The organism is Coraliomargarita parva (assembly GCF_027257905.1).
GTDB classification, from domain to species: Bacteria; Verrucomicrobiota; Verrucomicrobiia; order Opitutales; family Coraliomargaritaceae; genus Coraliomargarita_A; species Coraliomargarita_A parva.
Map to the genome: position 1 here is coordinate 94,325 of NZ_JAPZEI010000004.1, position 21,369 is coordinate 115,693.

A 21,369-nucleotide genomic window follows, 5' to 3' on the forward strand; every position below is an offset into this window, starting at 1 on the left:
CTACACTTAGAATGCCCTAGGCTACTGCGGCCACCACAGAGATTCGTTCAGCAGCTCATCACGACTCAAAGTCTCTACATGCCCGTCAAAGAAGGCATAATTGCCGGCATGGCCCTCCGGATGCACCAGAGCACCCAAATCAATTGTCGTATAGTTGATATCACGCGCCCAAAATCCCTTTTCACTATAGCGACCATCCCCCATCCAAATCAATGAAGAGGGATTACCAATGCGAACAGGTCGATTCAAGTGCTCACTAAAAATCGCACGCGATAGCTGATTATTCAGCCCATACGTCGTGACAACATCCGGGATGACCTTGTCCGATTCATTCAGCCATGCCTGCGGACAGATCATAATGTCTTCAAAGGCCTGACTGTTATCAAGGCCGCTCGCCCCCTGCTCCACATAGGAACGCAAAAGGGTAAGCCCGGTCTTCTTCGTAGCGCCATCCCCTACAGATAAAGGCGGATAACTACCTCCATTGTCATTGGAATACAACTTCCCCGCCGCAACTAGCTGGCGTAGATTTGAAACACAGCGACTGGTATAAGCCTTCTGACGCACCTTATCGACAACTCCAAACATCATCGCTGCAACAATTGCCAGAACGGCAAATACTGCCAGTAACTCGATTAGGGTAAAGCCAGAGCAACCAGAAATACGACATTGGGGTCTCATTGTATTATTATCAATACAGACAGATGGATACAGTCAAGAGGAATCATCTTCGACTGGACAATGATTACAAAATAGAGCAAAATGAGAAGAACTTCGATTCGTGGAACTCAAAGGCAAATACGTCGCGCTGGCCCTCCTTTTGCTGACCGGTATCGTGGGCGCGCTCTTCATTTATCTCGGCCCCAGGGCGACCGCGAAAAGCCCCGGCGTGCTCCATGTCGGCATCCGCTACGCCGACGAATTCACCCTTTCCTTTGCCCGCTACGACAAGTCCGGCCCCGGCGCACGCATCGAGTTTATCGACACCTACGGACGCACCGTGTATGCCTTCGAACCGCTCCGGATCGGCCGAAATCTCGTGCCGATTGAGCCCGAAAACCTACCCTCCGGCACCTATACCGCACGCGTGAGCGCCCCCGGGTACTCCAGTGTCGACCTCCAGGTGGTCGTCGAAGGGCGCATGCTCAATCCGGCCAAGGGCATCCCCTTCCCCAAAGGCAGCCATGCGGCCTACAACATGATCGGCGCACGCCTCGAACCGGTGGAAGCCACCAGTACCGAGCTCGCCCAGGAAGTGGTCGTCAGCTGGTAGCTTCCCGACTCAGTCGACCGGGAAGACCCGCTGCTCAAGCGCATCCAAGCGCGCCTTCAGACGGGCGTTCTCCGCTTCCAGCGCTTTGACTCGAGCCTCCAAATCCCCTTCGCCGGGGACCGGATTAAAGGCCGAACCGGGGTCCACCGGAGTCACATATTCCGCGTCCCCGACCTCGATTTCCTTTTTCACCGCTTCATCCAGGGCCTGCGTCAGACTGTCCAGGTTGGCCGGTGCGCTACGTGACGCGGCCGTCCCAGCGTCGGCGGATCCCGCATCCAGTACAAGCGTCACCTCCGGGTTGGCCCACAGGGCAAGCGGCATGAGACACAGTGCGAAGATGCGGTAAGACGGTTTCATCGGAAGCACCATCTAAGCGCGCCCGCCGCGTCGATTCAATCCGGGAATACCCAAATGACCGGCCTGCCCCCCCCCTTCCTACTCTTACTCCTACTCTTAATCTTAATCCCCAAAGCCAGCGAACAGAGTAAGATTAAGAGTAGGAGTACGAGTAAGACTGAGAGAGGCAGACGCCTCTAATAACCAATCAGTCCCCAACTCAAATAAAATAGCTCCTCCTCTGCAGGTAGCAGGGGAGGTGTCTGCGCTTGCCGCAGACGGAGGGGTCCCCACCCCCGAAAAAAAATTCAGAAAATTCGAATAAACCTCCGGGGGCGGTCGTTCAACGGACGAAAACCAACCCATAGATACCATGATACAAACCAAGAAACACATACTCCTCCCCGCCCTTTGCCTCGTCCTTGGCGCGGGTTTCGCCTCCGCCCAAAGCTACAAGGCTTTCGACTTCCAACGCGGCCACAGCCGGGGGGACCACAACGTCACGGTCAAGCACCGCGATGACCACGACCAGGGACGAGACCGCAAATATGTGGTAGTCCGTCACGACCCGCACAGCAAGCGCGACTGCTGCGCCCTGGAAGCCCACGGCAAGTACCGGCATGCGCCCGACAAGCACGCCTACAAGCAGCCGCAGCACAAGCACGGCAAGCACGCCTACGGCAAGTACAAGCCGAAGAAGCACCCCCACAAGCAGTATCCGGACTGGAAGCACTGGAATCGTTACGCGAGCTGCCGGCACTAATTCCCGCTCCCCGGAAATAAATCCAAAATAAATTGAATAAACGGCGCGTGGCCGACGTTCAACCCACTGAAATCCACCCACATCAGCCATGAAACATAGCAAGAAACTAATCCTCCTGCCCGCCCTCTGCCTCGCATTGGGCACCGGCCGCGCCTCTGCCGGAGACGACGAGGCCGTCGCCGCGATCGGCGGCTTCATCGGCGGCATCATCGCCACCAAGGTCTTCGATCATCACAAGGACCATCACCGCAGCCACGAGGTCGTCATCATCGAAACCAACAGTTGTTGCGGCGGACATGGTTACCACGAAAAGAGCTGCAACAAGGGACGCGACAAATATTTCAGGCACGGCCATAAGAAACACGACTGCGACCGCCGCTGCCCGGAATACGGCCCCAGCGGCTACTACAAGGTCGTCACGGTCAAAGTCTGGATCCCCGGATGCTGGACCTACGAGCGCGACCGCTGCGGCAACCGCATCAAGCGCTGGGAACCCGGCTACTACGAATATGAGAAAAAGCGCGTGTGGGTCTCCCACGGTTCGGATCGTCACGACAGGCATGAACAGTATGCCTACGACGGTCGCCACTAGTTGATCCACCCAGCACCGCGTTGAAAATAATCAGGGACGGGTCTCGACGACCCGTCCCTTTACCACCATACTGTACGACATGAACACGGAACAAGAGATGCGTATCGCCGCCTACCACGACGGCCAGCTGCCCGAAGACGAAGTCGCGGCGGTGGAAGCACTCCTGGAAGAGGATCCCTCCGCCCGTGCCTACCTCGAGCTGCTCAAGCAGATGCGCACGCTCCTCGAGGGCTCCGAATCGGCCGCCCCCGAGCTCGACCCTGAATGGGACGCGGTGGCCCAACGCCTGGAAGACGACGGGCATCCCCGTAAAGTGCTCATTCCCTTTCCGCTCATGGCCGCAGGCGGCCTCGCCGCCGCATTCGCCGTCGGCCTCATAACCTGGCTAGCCTTCTCCAAGCATGCCCCGATCCCCCAGACCGCTCAAGCCAACGGCTACGCGGGCGAAATCGAGATCATCGATACCAGCATGGAGCACGCCTATGCCCCCATCGTCTATGTCGACGACGAGTCCGGCTGGACCGTCGTCTGGGTCGAAGAAATCGAAGACGAGCTCCCCGCGATTTGAGAGCGGGATCCGGGATAAAAGGCAGTGGCGTTGTGAGAACAGAATGATTACGGACAGGATGATTCCTACAACACCGCAAATTTAGGCAGAATGATTCTGTTCCCGCACGACGCTGCCAGCCATTCGTGCCCATTCGTGTGAATTCGTGGTTCCACACTCGCCGTTGTCAGTCATTCACGTTCATTAATGTGAATTAACGGTTCAAAAAAAAAAACAGCGTTGTAAGCCCCTCACAAATCCACGTCGCTGCCAGCCATTCGTGCACATCCGTGTGAATTCGTGGTTCCACACTCGCCCTTGTAGGTCATTCACGTTCATTAACGTCCACTTGTCCCGGCGTAGTCGCACGAAGACGGATTAACGGTTCACCCAAAGCAGCGCTGTAAGCCCCTCACAAGTCCACGTCGCTGCCAGCCATTCGTGCCCATTCGTGTGAATTCGTGGTTCCACACACGCCCTTGTAAAGCCTCAGCCGCCGGCCCGGACAGGCTGGTAGCCCTTGGCCTCCAGTTGCGGCAGAACCCGTTGCACGACATCCCCCTGCAACTCGATCACGCGGCCCTTCAAGGTGCCCCCGCAGGCGCAGGACTTCTTCAAATCGAAACAGAGCGCGTCCAGTTGCCCCAGCGGCAGGTGTGTGGCAAAAGCGCTCAGCGTCGTGACCGTCTTGCCCCCGCGGCCCGCTTTTTCACGACGCACTTCCACCCGGCCCAGCTTGCGCGGCGCCTTCGCCGCCGGCTTCGATGGCTGCGCTTCGCTTTGCGCCGGTCCACTGGGCAAGCCGCCCAGATCGAGCCCGCCGAAGGGATTGCTTCCCAGTTCAGAACCGCCGTCCGTCGAGATCTTCTTGTCTTGCTTCCGGCTCATACTTCGTGGGGCAGTTCGGGGTTATCCAACCAGGCCAGCGCCTTCAGGTAGCTGCGCTTGCTCAAGTAGTGTTCCAAACGTTCGGGAATGCCCGGCTCCGCCGCGACCGCGTCCAGTCGCTGCAGCACGCTTATCATGCTTTCGCCCGCCGGCAGCGGTGAAACTTGCGCGATGAATTGCAAATCGGCTTTGAGTTGTTCCCTATTCATTAGCACCCTTTTGAAGCGAGCCGCGGCCATTCAGGCAAGCCCTTAGCTCCTTTGCCAGTATTAGCATTTCAAATATCATCATTATCTTTGCTTAAAGATTTGAACACCTAATAGCATCTGCATAGTAGTGTTTTACTTTATCGAGTAGACCAAAAACAACTCATGAAGCACCTCAGTATTGCGAGTCGCTGGAACGCGGACTTGATCGACCAGAACTACCAAACCTGGATCTCCCAGCCCGAGAATCTGGACCCCGAATGGCGCGCCTTCTTCGAAGGCTTTGAACTGGCCCTCAGCCCGGACACCCCGTCGTCCAACGGCGGCGCCCCGGTCGCCAGTGACGAGACCACCAAACAATCACGCTTTATCGGCCTGATCTATGCCTACCGCTCGATCGGCCACACCGTCGCCAAGTTCAACCCGCTGATCAAGGAACCGCCGGTAAACCCGCGGCTCACGATGGACCGCCTCGGCTTCAGCGAGGCAGACATGGACAAGGCTTTCGACACCGGCAACTACCTCGGCGGCACCAAGATGACCGTCCGCGAGCTGATCGACCGGATGGAAAAGACCTACTGCCACACCATCGGTTCGGAGTACCTCCACATCCAGGAGACCCCCCGCCGCCGCTGGATCCAGGCACGCATCGAGCCGGAGTGCTTCATCCCCCGCTTCAGCAAGGAGGAGAAGAAGCGCATCGTGCAAAACATCCTCGAAGCCGAACATTTCGAAAACTTCCTGCAGACCCGTTACGTCGGCCAGAAGCGCTTCTCCCTCGAGGGCGGCGAGACCCTCATCGCGGCGCTCGACAGCATCCTGCAGCGTTGCAAGAAGAACGATGTCGACGAGCTCGTCATGGGCATGGCCCACCGCGGCCGCCTCAACGTGCTGGCCAATTTCCTCGGCAAGTCCTTCGACTATATCCTGCGTGAATTCTCCGAGAACTACGTGCCCGACTCCATCTACGGCGACGGCGACGTGAAGTACCACCTCGGCTACGAGACCAAGCGCAAGACCGTCGACGGGCATGAGGTCGAGATCCGCCTCGCCGCCAACCCGAGCCACCTCGAAGCGGTCAACCCGGTCGTCGAGGGCAAGGCCCGCGCCCGCCAGCGCATCATCGAGGACAGCGAGCGCAAGCGTGTGCTGCCGATCCTGATCCACGGAGACGCCGCCATCGCCGGCCAGGGCATCGTGGCCGAAGTCTTCAATTTCTCCCAGCTCAAGGGCTACCGCACCGGCGGCACGATCCACATCGTGATCAACAACCAGATCGGGTTCACCACCAGCCCGGACGACGCCCGCTCCAGCCGCTACTGCACCGACGTCGCCAAGATCGTCGAGGCGCCCATTTTCCATGTCAACGGCAACGACCCGCAGGCCGTGATCGCGGCCATGGAGGTAGCCTTCGACTACCGCCAGACCTTCGGCAGCGACGTCGTCATCGACATGTACTGCTGGCGTAAGCACGGCCACAACGAGTCCGACGAGCCGGCCTTCACCCAACCGGTCCTGTACAAGACCATCTCCAGCATGAAGCCGGTCGGCGAATCCTTTGCCGAACGCCTCGTCGCCAGCGGCGAGTTCACCCAGGAGGAGATCCAGTCCATCAAGGACGACTACCTCGCACGGCTGGAAAAGGCCTTCGAGACCGCCAAGGCCAAGGACCAGGAAAACGAGTCACCGGACATTTTCGAGGAGTCCACCGCGATCAAGCAGCCGCCCTACAATTTCAGGGGCTTCGATACCCGCGTATCCAAGGAAACCCTACACCACATCTCGAAGACCTACACCGAATATCCGGAAGGCTTCAACGTGAACCGCAAGATCAAGCGTCAGTTCGACGCCCGGCTCAAGGCCTTCGAGGAAGACAGCGGGCTGGACTGGGGCACCGGCGAGGCCCTCGCCTTCGGCAGCCTGCTGATGGAAGGCACCCCCGTCCGGATCAGCGGCCAGGACTCCAAGCGCGGCACCTTCAGCCACCGCCACGCGGTCATCTACGACATTGAGACCCGCGAGCGTCACTCACCGCTGCTCAACCTGAGCGACGAGCAGGCCCAGTTCTGCGTGCACAACTCCCTGCTTTCCGAAGCGGCCGTCCTCGGCTTCGACTACGGCTACTCGCTCGACTACCCGCAAATGCTCTGCATCTGGGAGGCCCAGTTCGGCGACTTCGTCAACGGCGCCCAAGTCATCATCGACCAGTTCATCACCAGCAGCGAGTCCAAGTGGGGACGCCTCAGCGGCCTCGTCATGCTCCTGCCGCACGGCTACGAAGGCCAGGGCCCCGAGCATTCCTCGGCACGCCTCGAACGCTTCCTCCAGGCCTGCGCGGAAAACAATATCCAGGTCTGTAACCTGACCACCCCGGCCCAGCTCTTCCACGTGCTGCGACGCCAGATGAAGCGCGAGTTCAAGAAGCCGCTCATCATCATGTCGCCGAAGAGCCTGCTCCGCCACAAGGACTGCGTCTCCAAGATCGAGGAGTTCACCGACAATGAATTCTGGTCCATCCTCGACGACACAACGGTGACGAAAAAGTCGGTCAAGCGCATCATCTTCTGCTCCGGCAAGGTGTACTACGACCTCAAGGCCTACCGCGAAGAGAACAAGGTCAAGGACGCCGCCATCGTCCGCATCGAGCAGTTCTACCCGATGAACCACGACCTGATGAAGCGCATCGTGGACAAGTTCCCGAAGGATGCCGAGATCGTCTGGTGCCAGGAAGAACCGAAGAACATGGGCGGCTGGACCTTCATGGCCCCGCGCCTGATGGAGAATCTCGGCAAGATGCCGCGCTACGCCGGCCGCAAGGACTCCGCCAGCCCGGCCACCGGTGCCCTCGCCCGCCACAAGCACGAACAGGCCAAGCTCATCAAGCGCGCCTTCGGCGTCGAGTAAGCAATCCCGCATCCCGTATCCCGCATCCCGTATCCCGCATCCCGCATCCCGCATCCCGCATCCCGCATCCCGAACAACATTTCCAATTCTTAGAATTTATGGCTACTGAAGTAAAAGTTCCCGCGATGGGTGAATCCATCAGCAGCGGTATCCTCGCTGCCTGGCACGTCAAAGACGGCGACTACGTCGAAAAAGATCAGGCGATCTACGAGCTTGAGACGGATAAGATCACCTCCGAGGCGAACGCGGAAGTATCCGGCGTGATCCAGATCCTCGTCCAGGCGGACGAGGAAGTCGATATCGGCCAGGTTGTGGCCACGATCGACGAGTCCGCCAGCGGCGGCGCACCGGCCGCAGCGAAAACGGAAAGCGCGCCGGCTGAAGCCCCGGCCGCAGAAGCGCCCGCCGCGACGGCTCCGGAACCCGCCACAGCCAAGGTCGATCCCGCGGCCACACTTTCCCCGGCCGCCCGCAAGGCCGCCGAAGAAACCGGCGTCGACGTCAACGCGGTCGATGGTTCCGGCAAGGATGGTCGTGTGACCAAGGGTGACATTCTCGAAGCCGCCAAGGCACCGGCCCCCGCAGCAAAGCCTGCTGCACCCGCCCCGGCTCCGGCAGCACCGGCTCCGCGCGCCGCCGGTGAGCGCGAGACCCGCAAGAAGATGAGCCCGCTGCGCCGCAAGATCGCCGAGCGCCTCGTCGCCGCGACCCAGGAAGCCGCCCTGCTCACCACTTTCAACGAGGTCGACATGAGCGCGGTCATGAAACTGCGCAAGCAGCACCAGGACGCCTTCGTCGCGCGCTACGGGATCAAGCTGGGCTTCATGTCCTTCTTTACCAAGGCCGTGACCCACGCCCTGCAGGCCGTGCCGGAAGTCAATGCCCGCATCGAGGGCAACGAGATCGTCACCCAGCACTACTACGACGTCGGCGTGGCCGTCGGCACGGACAAGGGACTCATGGTCCCGGTCATCCGTGACTGCGACCAGAAGAATTTCGCCGAGATCGAACAGGACATCGCCGCCTACGCCAAGGCGGCCCGCGACGGCAAGATCCAGATGAGCGACCTCGAAGGCGGTGTCTTCACCATCTCCAACGGCGGCATCTACGGCTCCATGCTCAGCACGCCCATCATCAACTACCCGCAACCCGCCATCCTCGGCCTGCACAATATCCAGCAGCGCGCCATGGTGGTGAACGGTGAAGTGGTGGCCCGCCCGATGATGTATCTCGCCCTCAGCTACGACCACCGTCTCATCGACGGCAAGGAAGCGGTTACCTTCCTGGTCAAAGTCAAGGAAGCCATCGAAGATCCGGCCCGTTTGTTGTTCGGCATCTAAGCCGCACAACAAACGAGCAGTTCACCAGTGACCAGTTTACCAGTTATCGGTTACAACACATTTAAACTGAAAACCGGTAAACTGAAAACCGAATAACTGATTTTAAAAATGTCTCCAGAAAACACCTTCGATCTCATCGTCATCGGCTCCGGGCCCGGCGGCTATGTCGCGGCCATCCGCGGCGCGCAGCTCGGGCTCAAGACCGCTCTCATCGAAAAGAGCAAGACCCTCGGCGGCACCTGCCTGAACGTCGGCTGCATCCCGAGCAAGGCACTGCTCCACTCGACCGAGATGTATCACTTCGCCGGACACGGCGCGGCCGAGAACGGCATCGACCTGACCAATCTCTCCTTCAGCGTCGAAAAAATGATGGCCAAGAAGGACAAGACCGTGAGCCAGCTCTGTGGCGGCGTCCAGGCCCTGATGAAGGCCAACAAGGTGAAGGTCTTCGCCGGCAGCGGCCAGCTTGAAGGCGAAGGCAAGGTCCGGGTCAGCGGCGAACAGGACGAGCTCCTCGAAGCCAAGCACATCATCATCGCCACCGGTTCTTCGGTCATCGAGCTGCCCTTTCTCAAGTTTGACGGCGAAACCGTCGTCGGCAGCACCGAAGCCATCGCCTTCGACAAGGTGCCGGAAAAACTCGCCGTCGTGGGCGCCGGTGCCATCGGCCTCGAGCTCGGCTCCGTCTGGGCCCGCCTCGGCTCCAAGGTCACCGTGGTCGAGTTCCTTCCGGCCGTCGCACCGAACTACGACAAGGATGTTTCCAAGATGGCCGAGCGCCTCTTCAAGAAGCAGGGCCTCGAGTTCTACCTCGGCACCAAGGTCACCGGTGTGAAAAAGGAAAAGGGCAAGACCTTCCTCACTGCCGAAAAGGGCGAAGATCCGATCGAGATCGAAGCCGACAAGATACTCGTCGCCGTCGGACGCAAGCCTTTCACCGAAGGCCTCGGCCTCGACAAGGTCGGCATCACGCCGAACCAGAAGGGCCAGATCGAAGTCGACGCACATTTCAAGACTGCCGTCCCCGGCATCTACGCCATCGGTGACGTCATCCCCGGCCCCATGCTCGCGCACAAGGCCGAAGAGGAAGGCGTCGCCTGCGTCGAGCGCATCGTCGGCCAGGCCGGACACGTCAACTACGACGCCATTCCGAACGTGATCTACACCGAGCCGGAAATCGCCGGTGTCGGCATCACCGAGACCATCGCCAAGGACAAGGGCATCGCGGTCAAGACCGGCAAGTTCAACTTCATCGCCAACGGACGGGCCATCGCCTCCGACGCGACCGACGGCTTTGTCAAGGTCATCGCCGACAAGGAAACCGACAAGCTCCTCGGTGTGCAGATCATCGGCAAGAACGCTTCCGAGCTCATCGCCGCCGCGGTCACCCATATCGAGTACGGCGGCAGCGCCGAAGACCTAGGCCGCACCGTCCACGCCCACCCGACCCTAAGCGAAGCCATGAAAGAAGCCGCCCTCGCGGTCGACAAGAACGCGATCCACAGCGTCTAACCCAATCTCTGTAGCGAAAGCGCGACAGCGATTTCGACCAGCCGGAGAGTTCAGCAGGCATTCGTTGCCAGCACTCTATAATCGAAACCATTTCCAAAGCCGCAGCGAAAGCTGCGGCTTTTCTGTATCCAAAATCTCAACACGGCGCTAGTGCCATCAGGAGACTCACACAAAGGCACGAAGGCACAAAGGGCCATACAACGCTGGTGGTAAACAGAATGATTTTTGACAATTCCGAGGAGCGGATGCGACGACAAGACCGGATTTCGCTAAGCGAAAGACCGGACCATAATTCTGACAACACCGTTGATTTCTTGGGGATACTTACAACGTGAGGTTTTGAACCGTTAATTTACGTAAATTGACGTTAATTTTTGGGAGGGCTGCAAAGCTTTGTGCCTTTGTGCCTCCGTGTGAACCAACACAACGTTGTAAGCCTCCCCGTCCTCAGCGTTCTCTGCGGTTAAAAACACAACGCTGTAAGCCATTCACGTAAATTAACGTCCATTAACGGTTCAAAACATCAAGCGTTGTAAGCCTCCGCTGTTCTCCGCGGTAAAAAAACGCCGTTGTAAGCCATTCGTGCCCATTCGTGTTAATTCGTGGTTCCCAAAGCAGCGTTGTAAGCCCCCAAAAATCACGTCGCTGTAAGAATTATCCTGTCATTAATCATTCTGTTTACCATCAGCGTTGTAAGCCTCCACGTCCTCAGCGCTCTCGGCGGTTAAGAACCACGAAGCTGCAAGCCTCCAAACAATTCCATGCTGGCGTCCTCAAGCCTCACCACGTTAACGTTCCGGCATGTTCGACCTACTCGCCTCCGCCGCTACCGAACTCACCACCGGCGCCCAGTCGGGCATCGGCAACATCGTCGGCGTGCTCCTGCTCCTACTCGGTCTCGAGCTGGTCCTCGGGGTCGATAATATCCTCGTCATTTCCATCCTCGTTGCCCGTCTACCCAAAGATCAGCAAAACACCGCCCGTATCGTCGGTCTCGCCCTCGCGCTGGTCGCCCGCATCTTCCTGCTCCTCGGCGTCACCTGGCTGCTCCGGCTCTCCACCCCGATCGGTGAAGCCGTCCCTGCCCTCGAAGCGATTCCCCTACTCAGCACGCTCTCGCTCAAGGATCTTGTGCTTCTCGCCGGTGGACTCTTCCTCATCTACAAAGCGGTCAAGGAAATCCACCACGTGGTCGAGCTGGAAGACGAGCACGAAGGCCCGCATGGCAAGGGACACACCTTCACCGCCATCGTCACCCAGATCGTGCTGCTCGACATCGTCTTCAGCCTCGACTCCGTCATCACAGCGGTCGGCATGATCGACGTGCTCTGGGTCATCATCACCTCCGTCACCCTCGCCTTCGTCGTGGTCCTCATCTTCGCCAAACCGATCGGCGACTTCATCCTCGCCCACCCCGCGATCAAGATCCTCGCCCTCAGCTTTCTGCTCACCATCGGCATCACCATCATGATGGAAGCCTTCCACAAACATGTCCCCAAGGCCTACATCTACCTGCCCATGGGCTTCGCCCTCGCCGTCGAACTCCTGCAAATGCGATACAGCCGCAACAAGCGCCTCAAAGCCGCACCACCGGCAAGAGAAACAGAATAATTTTTGACAGCATAATTCTTACAACAACGTGATTTTTTGGGAATGCTTACAACGTGAGGTTTTTGAACCGTTAATGTACGTGAATTGACATTAATTTTTTGGAGGGCTGCAAAGCTTTGTGCCTCTGTGTGATAAAATCTCACTCACATCAATGTTCTCCTCCTTGCTTAAGGAGGAGTCCGGCAAAGCCGGGAGGTGGTTCGCTCAAGCCTGAATAAGCCACCACCATTCACGTAAATTCACGGTTCAAAAAGAGCAGCGTTGTAAGCCCCCTAAAAAAACACGTCGCTGTAAGCCATTCACGTAAATTAACGTCCATTAACGGTTCAAAAAAGCAGCGTTGTAAGCCTCCGCGTTCTCTGCGGTTAAAAACACGCCATTGTAAGCCATTCACGTAAATTCACGGTTCAAAAAAACAGCGTTGTAAGCCCCCTAAAACATCCACGTCGTTGTAGGTATTATCCTGTCAAAAATCATCCTGTTCTCAAAAGCAGCGTTGTCAGCCATTCGTGCCCATTCGTGTTAATTCGTGGTTCCCCAAAGCAGCGTTGTAAGCCCCCTAAAAAATCCACGTCGTTGTAAGAATTATCCTGTCCGTAATCATTCTGTTCCTAACACGACGCTGTAAGCCATCCGTGCCCATCCGTGTTAATTCGTGGTTCCCACATACCGCGTTGTACGCCCCCAAAGAAAACCACTCCGCAGCAAGAATCATCCTGTCAAAAATCATCCTGTTCCAAACACGCAGTTGTAAGCCATTCACGTAAATTAACGTGAATTAACGGTTCAAAAAAGCTGCGCTGTAAGAATCATCCTGTTCATAATCACCCTGCTCTCAATCCCCCCCGTAATCCCCCCAGTTTCCGCTCCCCGCTTTGCCCGATTCGAACCCCCGCCTACCACGTAGAGCTGCGTAACAGATTCACTCACAAGGACTAATTTTCCGGGCCTTTTTTATCTCCGCCGAAAGACACATTAGGCCTCCTAATAACAACAAAAACCACCCCTCAAAAGGATCCGTCCAAAAACTTTCTCCGTGCACTTTCGTGCGGATCCCTTTTACTCGACACCCTACATCTAGTCCCCCACCCCAAACATATAGCTACATGTAGTAGTTATTAACATCTTATACACAATGAAAGATAACTCCTCCAATACCGACAAAACCCCCAAGTATACGCTCTCTATCGACCGTTGCTTTTCCGATGCCGACGTCCATCCCTACGACCAAATCACCTGGGAATACCGTACCGCTGAGATCACTGACGAGAAAGGCAAAGCGATCTTCAAACAGGAAAACATCGAGGTCCCGGCCGTCATGTCCGACCTCGCCACCAAGATCCTCGCCTCGAAGTATTTCTACGGCGATATCGACAACGGCAACGACCCCTTCACCGGAGGCCGTGAATCTTCTTTCAAACAGCTCGTCGACCGCGTGGCCGACACCATCACCGACTGGGGCCTGGAGGACGGCTACTTTGTCGATGCCGCCCAGGCCAAGGTCTTCAACGAAGAGTTGAAATGGCTGCTGGTGAACCAACACGCCGCCTTCAATTCCCCCGTCTGGTTCAACCTCGGCCTCTTTCACAAATACGAGGTCGGCAAGGACTCCTGCAAGGGCAACTTCTTCTGGGACCAGCAGCATGAGGTCGTGATGCGCGCCGAGAGCCAGTATGAATACCCGCAGTGCTCCGCCTGCTTCATCCAGCATGTGGACGACAACATGGACTCCATCATGGAGCTCGCCCGCGCCGAAGCCATGCTCTTCAAGTTCGGCTCCGGTTCCGGCACCGACCTGTCCAGCATCCGCTCCACCCGCGAAAAGCTCTCCGGCGGCGGCAAGCCCTCCGGCCCGCTCTCCTTCCTCTCCGTTTACGACGCCGTGGCCGGCGTGGTCAAGAGCGGCGGCAAGACCCGTCGCGCGGCCAAGATGAACACCCTCAAGGCCTGGCACCCGGACATCGAGGAATTCATCAACGCCAAGCAGGTCGAAGAGCGCAAGGCCTGGGCCCTGATCGAGGAAGGCTACGACCCCTCCTTCAACGGCGACGCCTACGGCTCGATCAAATACCAGAACGAGAACCTTTCCGTCCGCGCGACCGACGACTTCATGCAGTCCGCCACCACCGGACAGAAGTTCTTCACCCGCCGCGTGACCGACGGCGAGCCCTGCGAGGAGAAGGACGCCTCCTACCTGCTCGACAAGATCGCCGAAGGCACCCACGTCTGCGGCGACCCCGGCATGCAGTTCGACGACACCATCCACAAATGGCACACCTGTAAGGGATCCGGCCGCCAGAACTGCACCAACCCCTGCAGCGAATACCTCTTCCTCGACAACACGGCCTGCAACCTCGCCTCCCTCAACCTGATGAAGTTCCGCACCCCGGACGGCCTCGATATCGAGCGCTTCGCCGCTGCGGCCAAGATCCTCATCATCGCCCAGGAAATCGTGGTCGACCGTTCCTCCTATCCGACCGAGGCCATCACTTACAACAGTCACTGGTTCCGCACCCTCGGCCTGGGCTACGCCAACCTCGGCGCCCTGCTCATGTCCTACGGCTATGCCTACGCCTCCGACGAAGGTCTCGGTCTGGCCAAGGCCATCACCGCCGCCATGACCGGTGTCGCCTACAAGACCTCGGCCGAGCTTTCCGCCCTAAAGGGCCCCTTCCCCGGCTACCGTGACGCTCGCCACTTCGGCGTGGAAAACCCGCCGGAAGCCGACAACGTCAATTCTATGCTGAAGGTCATCGACCTTCACAAGTCGCATGCGGATTCACTGACAACGGAAGTGAACCGGGGTGAGCCTGCCGAACCCCTGGCGCGTTTCGCTCAACAAGCATGGAAGGAAGCTGCCGATCTCGGCAAGCGCTACGGCTACCGTAACGCCCAGGTCACCGTGCTCGCCCCCACCGGCACCATCGGTTTCCTCATGGACTGCGACACCACCGGCGTCGAGCCCGCCATCGGACTCGTGGCCTACAAGACCCTCGCCGGCGGCGGCCTCATGACCCTGCCGATCAAGTCCATCCCGCTCGCACTTGAGACCCTCGGCTACGACCAGCCGACGATCGACAAGATCTGCGCCCACGTGAAGGAATACGGCACCGTCGAAAACATCAAGATGGGTGACAAGATCCGCGAGTCCGGCATCAAGGACGAGCACATCCCCGTCTTCGACTCCGCCTTCAAGTCCGGCATGGGCAAGCGCTACCTGCCCTACACCGCTCACATCGACATGATGTCGGCCGTCCAACCCTTCCTCTCCGGCGCCATCTCGAAGACGGTCAACATGCCCGAGGAAGCCACCGTCAAGGAAATCCGCGAGACCTACATCCACGCCTGGAAGAAAGGCATCAAGGGCATCGCCATCTACCGCGACGGCTCCAAGCGCTCCGCCCCGGTCAAGACCACCAAGGATGAGCCCAAGAAGAAAGGCGCACCGGAAGTCCAGATCGTGACCGAGCCTTACCGCCGCAAGCTGCCCGATACCCGTGAATCCCTCACCCACAAGTTCTCCATCGGCGGTTCCGAAGGCTACATCACCATCGGCAAGTTCGAGGACGGCACACCCGGCGAAGTCTTCATCCAGATGTCCAAGGCCGGCTCCACCATCAACGGCCTCATGGACTGCGTCGGCACCCTCGTCTCGCTCTGCCTCCAATACGGCGTGCCGCTCGAGACCCTGGTCAAGAAGTTCAGCCACGTCCGCTTCGAACCGGAAGGCATGACCAAGAACCCGCACATTCCCTTCGCCAAGTCCGTCATCGACTACGTCGCCCGCGAGCTCGGCATGGAGTTCATCCCCGGCTACAAGGAAAAGATGTCCCCCCTCGCCCAGATGGATGACAGCTTCGAGGAAAAGAACCTCAACGCCACCACCATCGAAAAGGAAGTGCCTAAGCTCGACGAGCAACAGCTTGAGCTGCTCACCCAGAGCGAAGGAAACCTAACCTGCCCGGAGTGTGGAAGCGGCAAAGTTAAAGTTACGGGAACTTGCGCGTGCTGCTTGAACTGTGGAACCTCACTTGGTTGCAGTTAAAAGGTAGCGGCGGCTGTCCTCAGCCGCCATTGCCTAATCTATTTCACAAGGGGCTCCCTCTGGAGCCCCTTTTTGATGAATGCACAGCAAAGCCTGAACCCCGAACCCATTTTAGACGCTGAGCAACGCGAAGTCCCGCACCAGCGGGAACTCCTTCGAGGAAAAGAACCTCAACGCCACCACCATCGAAAAGGAAGTCCCCAAGCTCGATGAACAGCAGTTAGAGCTGCTCACACAGAGCGAAGGCAACCTGACCTGCCCCGAGTGTGGTTCGGGTAAGGTGAAGGTGACTGGAACCTGTGCGTGCTGCTTGAACTGTGGAACCTCACTCGGTTTCAGTTAAAAGGTAGCGGCGGGAGTCCCAGCCGCCATATCCAAGCCATTTCAAAAGGGGCTCCAATTCGGAGCCCCTTTTTTTGCCTAACCGACAATCAAATCTTTATATTTTGCGTTCGCCTCCTTTTATATCCCAAGACTAATCCCCATCTAAGAAGATGTATTGTGACGCACCTTCATCAATTCAACAGAAACTTCTAGTCTCCTCAACCAGGATTCAACAAATTGGTCTTCATCAACATCTTCAGGTATTTTAGAAATAAAACCAAGATACAAGTTTTCTTTAGTATTCACATCGCTAAACCAATAACATACAGCGACGCAGTTGTACTTAGCCGAAATATACCCATCCCTCCACGGGAGTTCATCCATGCCATATTCAGAATAAACTAATTCCTCCCACGCTTCAGAAAAACTGGAACCTGATACTGATCCTGCGAGAGATGTCGTTGCAGCCAGTATGGAAGTAAACCAAGGCGGGATGTCCCGCGATGACTCACGGTGATATTGATTTCCATCAACTTTCAGAACGAGAACTTCATCTACTCGATTTGATCGAACAATTGCCTGTATGAATAATTTTTTATTCTCCCAGGCGTAGGCATAAAAGCCAGGATGCTGTGCCTTTTCATAAGGGGCACCCAAGACATCCTTATACACGCGAATAGAATCCCCTAACTTCAGCCGGTATAAAAAACCAATATCGAAGTCAATAGCTTGAGAGCATGCTGTCATTTGAATGCATGACAGAGCAAACAGGCACAAAAATATTTTTCTCAAAAAAACTTTCATGAGTTAGAAGAATCCGCTTCCGACAATTGTATTCAGAGGATTCCCCAAGGAGAACCCCAATCGTTTTACCCGTGGGCCGATGAAATCTCTAGTATAGTCAAAATCAATCGTTAAGTTTCCATTAAACTTTGGAAGGGCTCAAACGGGGTCGAACGTAGAATTTAAACATTGTCTGGAAATCCCCTTCTCCAAACGTGTTCAATGCTATGAATTGCGAAGCAGCTTAATATGCCCCCACTCTCGTATCAACAACTTGATTCGAATTCAGGACAGTCGGGCTCAATTCTACATTCTACGTTTAACCCTTTGTTATTCCCCATGTGATCTTTTTATTCCTCCGACAGCAAAATATTAATATTTTGCGTTCTACCCTTTTAGCCTCGCCCATTTTTTTTTGCTTTTATTCATATAGTTAGCTTTGATAAGTTGAGTTATGAGTATAGATCCTATGGAGCGATTAAGGGCAGCTTGTCATGAACTTGAGCAAGTGCCTAAACCAAGACATGCGCGATTAAAAGGCGTTAAGCATGCTCGAGCATATTGGGAACTCATCGATAAGGTTTTACCTGCTTACTGCCCGCTGTGGTATCGAGAGCTTACGTGCGAGTATGATATCAGTGGTTTATTATTCGAGTGCCCACTTGTATATGATGCCAACGAATGCTATTTGCTAGGTCCTGATCTGATCTATGAGTTGATAGAATATGGCATGCAGGATTTCTATAGGGATGGTGTTTTTGCCGTAGTCGACTCAAATGATGGGAATAATTTTGTTATGGATCAGGCCGCTAATTTTAACGATCCGGTTTATTTTTTTGAACACAGTGGCACGATACATTCGCCCATTCACGCATGTGTGGATAATTGCACGGTAGAGGAGACCGGTAAAACATTTGTTGAGCTCTTGGAGTATCTAGTAGCTCACCCGTCGTGTTACGAGGCGTGGCTTTAGTGCGGACTAAAAGGGATCGAACGCAAAATTTAAAGATTGGAGTCAGGCCGCTTTCACCAACACTAGTGAATCGACACCCCACCCGACATGCCTCCGCGACACCACCTAACCTCATTGGCACTTGTAAGCCTGGCTCTCTGTTCCGTCGTGCGGGTGGAGGTGATTCTCAGCGATGATTTCGAGGACGCACCGACCGGCGTGCTAGCCCCGGACTACCTCGAGACCCACTGGCAGGCCAACGTGATCAACGGGGCAGACAATAGGGGTCAAACGTAGAATTCAAACATTGCCAGCAAATCCCCTCCTCCTAGCGTGTCTCTATGCCACGCAAGCAGCGCATCGAGTATCCGGGGGCGGTTTACCACGTCATCAGCCGCGGCAATTACCGGAAGGAGCTTTTCCTCTCCGAAAATACAGGCAAGGCCTTCGAGCGCACGATCTTTGAGGCAGCAGAGCGTTGGGGGGCTAAAAGGGGTCAAACGTAGAATTTAAACATTGCCAGCAAATCCCCGCCTCACCTAACGTGCAGACATGCCACGCAAACAGCGCATCGAGTATCCGGGAGCAGTTTACCACATAATCAGCCGCGGCAATTACCGGAAGGAACTTTTCCGCTCCGAAAACACAGGCAAGGCCTTTGAGCGCACGATCTTTGAGGCAACAGAGCGTTGTGGATGGAAACTCCACGCCTATGTCATCATGAGCAATCACTACCACCTAGCGGTCGAAACGCCCGAGCCGAACCTGGTGGATGGCATGAAGTGGCTGCAGAGCACCTTTGCGACGCGATTCAACCGCCTGCGCAAGGAACGCGGCCACGTTTTCCAGGGGCGCTACAAATCGATCCTCATCGGGGAGGACCGTTCACTGCTGGGTTTAGTAGACTATATTCACCTGAATCCGGTGCGGGCCGGTTTGTGTCAGGTCCAGTCTCTCAAGGATTATACCCTCTCCAGCTATCCTAAGTATTTCAAGCAGAAGCCACGCGAAGGACTTTGCCGGACCGACTTCCTTGGCATTCTGGACCTACCTGACAGTTTATCGGGGATACGGCGCTACGCAACGCATCTGGAGCTCAGCGAAGCGCAGGACCCGGAGAAGAAGGAAGCACTCACGAAGCGATATTGTCGCGGTTGGTTTATCGGAGACAAAGAGGCCAAGAAAGCCTTGGCAAAGGACCTGAATGCCAAACATCCGGACGTCGTCTGGGAAGGCTGCGAGCTCAAAGAACTCAAACAGGCGCAATGGGGAGCGGTTCTAGTCAGCGAACTACAAAGACTGAAAAAGGGCTCTAGCGACATCTCAAAGGACGTCAAAGGTGCCGAGTGGAAAGTCCAAATCGCCAAAACGCTTCGAGCGACCACGACAGCCAGCAACCCTTGGATCGCAAAACAGCTGAATATGGGACACCCCTCTCGTATCACTAACTTGATTCGGAAAAGTTGAAGTAGAGTAGAATTCTAGATTCTACGTTTGCCCCCTGATCTCGTCCCACGGTCGTATAAGGCTTGCAGATACCCCGGAAGCCCCTAGGGATCGCAAGTGGTATTCCCAACGCACACCTCGATTTCCTATCCGATCTCAGGCGCAACCTGCGACCAATGCCAGAGAGGGTCAAATCGAATGAACGAAGCCAATAGTGACGCCGGCGCACGCATCTGCTGCAATTGCGGTAAAAACCTTAAAGTCCTGAACAAGGATTTGATCGTAGAATCCGCAGGCATGAAATTCTGCTCCTTTGATTGTGCAGAGCTACGTGGCCACAAGCTAAAGCGCCCGAAAAAGCGGAGCTATCGCTAGCGCATTCTCCCAGTCGCCGATTTATAGCGACAGGTGGCGGTTTCTTCGATAGAACCCTTCCCGCAATGCCCGCAAACGGCGGGCCTTTGCAGTAATACAAGATAAGAAATACATATATGAGCACAGGAACAGTAAAATGGTTCGACGCCGGGAAAGGCTTCGGATTCATCCAGCCGGAAGACGGCGGAAAAGATCTTTTCGTCCACCACTCGGAAATAGAATCGAACGGTTATGCCTCGCTTGAGGAAGGCCAGAAGGTCCAATTTGAAGTCGGCAGCGGCCCCAAGGGTCCATGCGCCACCAAGGTGAAGTCGGCTTAAACACGGCAGATTTTATTCAGCTAAACGATCGACGCGCTCCAATTGACTGGAGCGCGTTTTTTGTGGTTACCGAAGGGGCTCCGAAGGGGCTAAAGGGGTCAAACGCAAAAGATAAAGATCCAACGAAACGGACATCGGGACGACGTCCCTCCACCCCACTCCCGCGAATTCACTATACATTGACCGGAGCATTCCCTAGCTTCCGCGGGATGTATTCCCTCCGACCCTATCAGCAGGCAGGGAACCAAAAGGGGTCGAACGCAAAATTTAAAGATTGGAGTCAGGCCGCTTACACCAACACTAGTGAATCGACACCCCACCCGACATGCCTCCACGACACTCCTTAACCTCATTGGCACTTTTAACTTTAGCTCTCTGTTCCGTCATGCGGGCGGAGGTGATACTCAGCGATGATTTCGAGGGCGCACCGACCGGCGTGCTAGCCCCGGACTACCTCGAGACCCACTGGCAGGCCAACGTGATCAACGGCGTCGCGGAGGGGCGTGTTTCGGTCGTCGAGGAGGACGGCAACCAATTCATTCGCCTCACCTATCCCGAGGGGCAGATCAGCCCGCCCAACAGCGGCGCGCAGTGGAATCGGCTCTTCCGGCATCCGGTGGACGAGGCGGTGGCCGAGTATCGCGTTCGTTTCGACGCCGACTTCGACTGGACCCACGGGGGCAAGCTCCCCGGCCTGACCGGTGGCGTCCAGCCCACCGGCGGTCGGCCGAATCCGAATGGATTCACTTCGCGCTACATGTGGCGCAAGGACGGCAACCTCGTCGTTTACCTCTATCACTCGGAACAAAAGGGGCGTTTCGGCGACGATCTGCCGCTGGGCAAACAACTGCTCATTCCGGCCGGCGGCTGGCACAGCTTACGGCAGCGCGTGAAGCTCAACACCCCCGGCGAGCCCGACGGCGTGCTGCAGGTGTGGGTGGACGGCGAGCTCCTGCTTAACCGTCACGACCTGCGCTGGCGACAGGCCGGAGCGGACTGGGGCATCAACCACTTCTTCTTTAGCAGCTTTCACGGTGGCGGCAGCGATGCCTACCGCCCCGCCCGCACCAACCACATCGACTTCGACGACTTCAAAGTGACACTGACTCGGCTCCCATAGCAGGGGTCAGCTCCCTAGCAGGGGTTAAA

General features: G+C 56.6%; 20 protein-coding genes. 15 read left to right on the forward strand and 5 right to left on the reverse strand.

Annotated features, from left to right (window positions below; genetic code table 11):
* Positions 1-21 precede the first annotated feature (21 nt).
* On the reverse strand, positions 22-681 hold the full coding sequence (locus O2597_RS06895; protein WP_269523547.1) for a type II secretion system protein: 660 nt from the start codon (positions 679-681) through the stop codon (positions 22-24).
* A 100-nt stretch (positions 682-781) separates the two neighbouring features.
* On the opposite strand from O2597_RS06895, the gene O2597_RS06900 reads away from it, so the two are divergent.
* Positions 782-1,273: a hypothetical protein gene (locus O2597_RS06900; protein ID WP_269523548.1), complete on the forward strand. Its 492-nt coding sequence runs from the start codon at positions 782-784 to the stop codon at positions 1,271-1,273.
* A gap of 9 nt (positions 1,274-1,282) precedes the next feature.
* On the opposite strand, the gene O2597_RS06905 is transcribed toward O2597_RS06900, so the two are convergent.
* A complete protein-coding gene (locus tag O2597_RS06905) occupies positions 1,283-1,633 on the reverse strand; it encodes a YceH family protein (protein WP_269523550.1) in 351 nt (116 codons plus the stop codon).
* 352 nt (positions 1,634-1,985) lie between these two features.
* On the opposite strand from O2597_RS06905, the gene O2597_RS06910 reads away from it, so the two are divergent.
* The 3 genes from O2597_RS06910 (at position 1,986) to O2597_RS06920 (ending at position 3,535) form a co-directional block, all read left to right on the forward strand.
* Entirely contained in the window at positions 1,986-2,375 is a 390-nt protein-coding gene (locus tag O2597_RS06910; protein ID WP_269523551.1) for a hypothetical protein, read from the forward strand.
* Positions 2,376-2,463: 88 nt separating this feature from the next.
* Positions 2,464-2,967, forward strand: coding sequence for a hypothetical protein (locus O2597_RS06915; protein ID WP_269523553.1), 504 nt, complete (start codon positions 2,464-2,466; stop codon positions 2,965-2,967).
* Positions 2,968-3,046: 79 nt separating this feature from the next.
* The gene (locus O2597_RS06920) at positions 3,047-3,535 is read left to right on the forward strand and encodes an anti-sigma factor family protein (protein WP_269523554.1); all 489 of its coding nucleotides are present in this window, start codon (positions 3,047-3,049) and stop codon (positions 3,533-3,535) included.
* Between the two features lie 468 nt (positions 3,536-4,003).
* Here O2597_RS06920 and O2597_RS06925 read toward each other — a convergent pair whose 3' ends face one another.
* Together O2597_RS06925 and O2597_RS06930 are read right to left on the reverse strand one after the other, a co-directional pair.
* Positions 4,004-4,402 (reverse strand): translation initiation factor, encoded by a 399-nt coding sequence (locus O2597_RS06925; RefSeq protein ID WP_269523556.1) that lies wholly within the window; start codon positions 4,400-4,402, stop codon positions 4,004-4,006.
* Positions 4,399-4,611 (reverse strand): hypothetical protein, encoded by a 213-nt coding sequence (locus O2597_RS06930; RefSeq protein ID WP_269523557.1) that lies wholly within the window; start codon positions 4,609-4,611, stop codon positions 4,399-4,401. Before O2597_RS06930 ends, O2597_RS06925 begins: the two co-directional genes overlap by 4 nt.
* A 162-nt stretch (positions 4,612-4,773) precedes the next feature.
* Between O2597_RS06930 and O2597_RS06935 the strand changes: the two genes are divergently transcribed.
* The 5 genes from O2597_RS06935 (at position 4,774) to O2597_RS06955 (ending at position 16,020) form a co-directional block, all read left to right on the forward strand.
* On the forward strand, positions 4,774-7,512 hold the full coding sequence (locus tag O2597_RS06935) for a 2-oxoglutarate dehydrogenase E1 component (protein ID WP_269523558.1): 2,739 nt from the start codon (positions 4,774-4,776) through the stop codon (positions 7,510-7,512).
* A gap of 98 nt (positions 7,513-7,610) precedes the next feature.
* Positions 7,611-8,852 (forward strand): 2-oxoglutarate dehydrogenase complex dihydrolipoyllysine-residue succinyltransferase, encoded by a 1,242-nt coding sequence (gene odhB / locus O2597_RS06940; RefSeq protein ID WP_269523559.1) that lies wholly within the window; start codon positions 7,611-7,613, stop codon positions 8,850-8,852.
* A gap of 108 nt (positions 8,853-8,960) precedes the next feature.
* A complete protein-coding gene (lpdA, locus tag O2597_RS06945; protein ID WP_269523560.1) occupies positions 8,961-10,364 on the forward strand; it encodes a dihydrolipoyl dehydrogenase in 1,404 nt (467 codons plus the stop codon).
* 801 nt (positions 10,365-11,165) lie between these two features.
* The gene (locus O2597_RS06950; RefSeq protein ID WP_269523561.1) at positions 11,166-11,975 is read left to right on the forward strand and encodes a TerC family protein; all 810 of its coding nucleotides are present in this window, start codon (positions 11,166-11,168) and stop codon (positions 11,973-11,975) included.
* Positions 11,976-13,110: 1,135 nt separating this feature from the next.
* A complete protein-coding gene (locus tag O2597_RS06955; protein WP_269523562.1) occupies positions 13,111-16,020 on the forward strand; it encodes a vitamin B12-dependent ribonucleotide reductase in 2,910 nt (969 codons plus the stop codon).
* A 486-nt stretch (positions 16,021-16,506) separates the two neighbouring features.
* Here O2597_RS06955 and O2597_RS06960 read toward each other — a convergent pair whose 3' ends face one another.
* Positions 16,507-17,148 (reverse strand): hypothetical protein, encoded by a 642-nt coding sequence (locus O2597_RS06960; RefSeq protein ID WP_269523563.1) that lies wholly within the window; start codon positions 17,146-17,148, stop codon positions 16,507-16,509.
* 433 nt (positions 17,149-17,581) lie between these two features.
* Here O2597_RS06960 and O2597_RS06965 point away from each other — a divergent pair, with 433 nt between their 5' ends.
* From O2597_RS06965 to O2597_RS06990, 6 genes are all read left to right on the forward strand, one after another.
* Positions 17,582-18,100, forward strand: coding sequence for a hypothetical protein (locus O2597_RS06965; RefSeq protein ID WP_269523565.1), 519 nt, complete (start codon positions 17,582-17,584; stop codon positions 18,098-18,100).
* An 87-nt stretch (positions 18,101-18,187) separates the two neighbouring features.
* Positions 18,188-18,376, forward strand: coding sequence for a hypothetical protein (locus O2597_RS06970; protein ID WP_269523566.1), 189 nt, complete (start codon positions 18,188-18,190; stop codon positions 18,374-18,376).
* Positions 18,377-18,420: 44 nt separating this feature from the next.
* Entirely contained in the window at positions 18,421-18,585 is a 165-nt protein-coding gene (locus tag O2597_RS06975) for a hypothetical protein (protein WP_269523567.1), read from the forward strand.
* A gap of 46 nt (positions 18,586-18,631) precedes the next feature.
* On the forward strand, positions 18,632-19,546 hold the full coding sequence (locus O2597_RS06980; protein WP_269523569.1) for a transposase: 915 nt from the start codon (positions 18,632-18,634) through the stop codon (positions 19,544-19,546).
* Between the two features lie 470 nt (positions 19,547-20,016).
* Positions 20,017-20,220 (forward strand): cold-shock protein, encoded by a 204-nt coding sequence (locus tag O2597_RS06985; RefSeq protein ID WP_269523570.1) that lies wholly within the window; start codon positions 20,017-20,019, stop codon positions 20,218-20,220.
* 325 nt (positions 20,221-20,545) lie between these two features.
* Positions 20,546-21,340 (forward strand): polysaccharide lyase, encoded by a 795-nt coding sequence (locus O2597_RS06990; RefSeq protein WP_269523571.1) that lies wholly within the window; start codon positions 20,546-20,548, stop codon positions 21,338-21,340.
* Positions 21,341-21,369 lie beyond the last annotated feature (29 nt).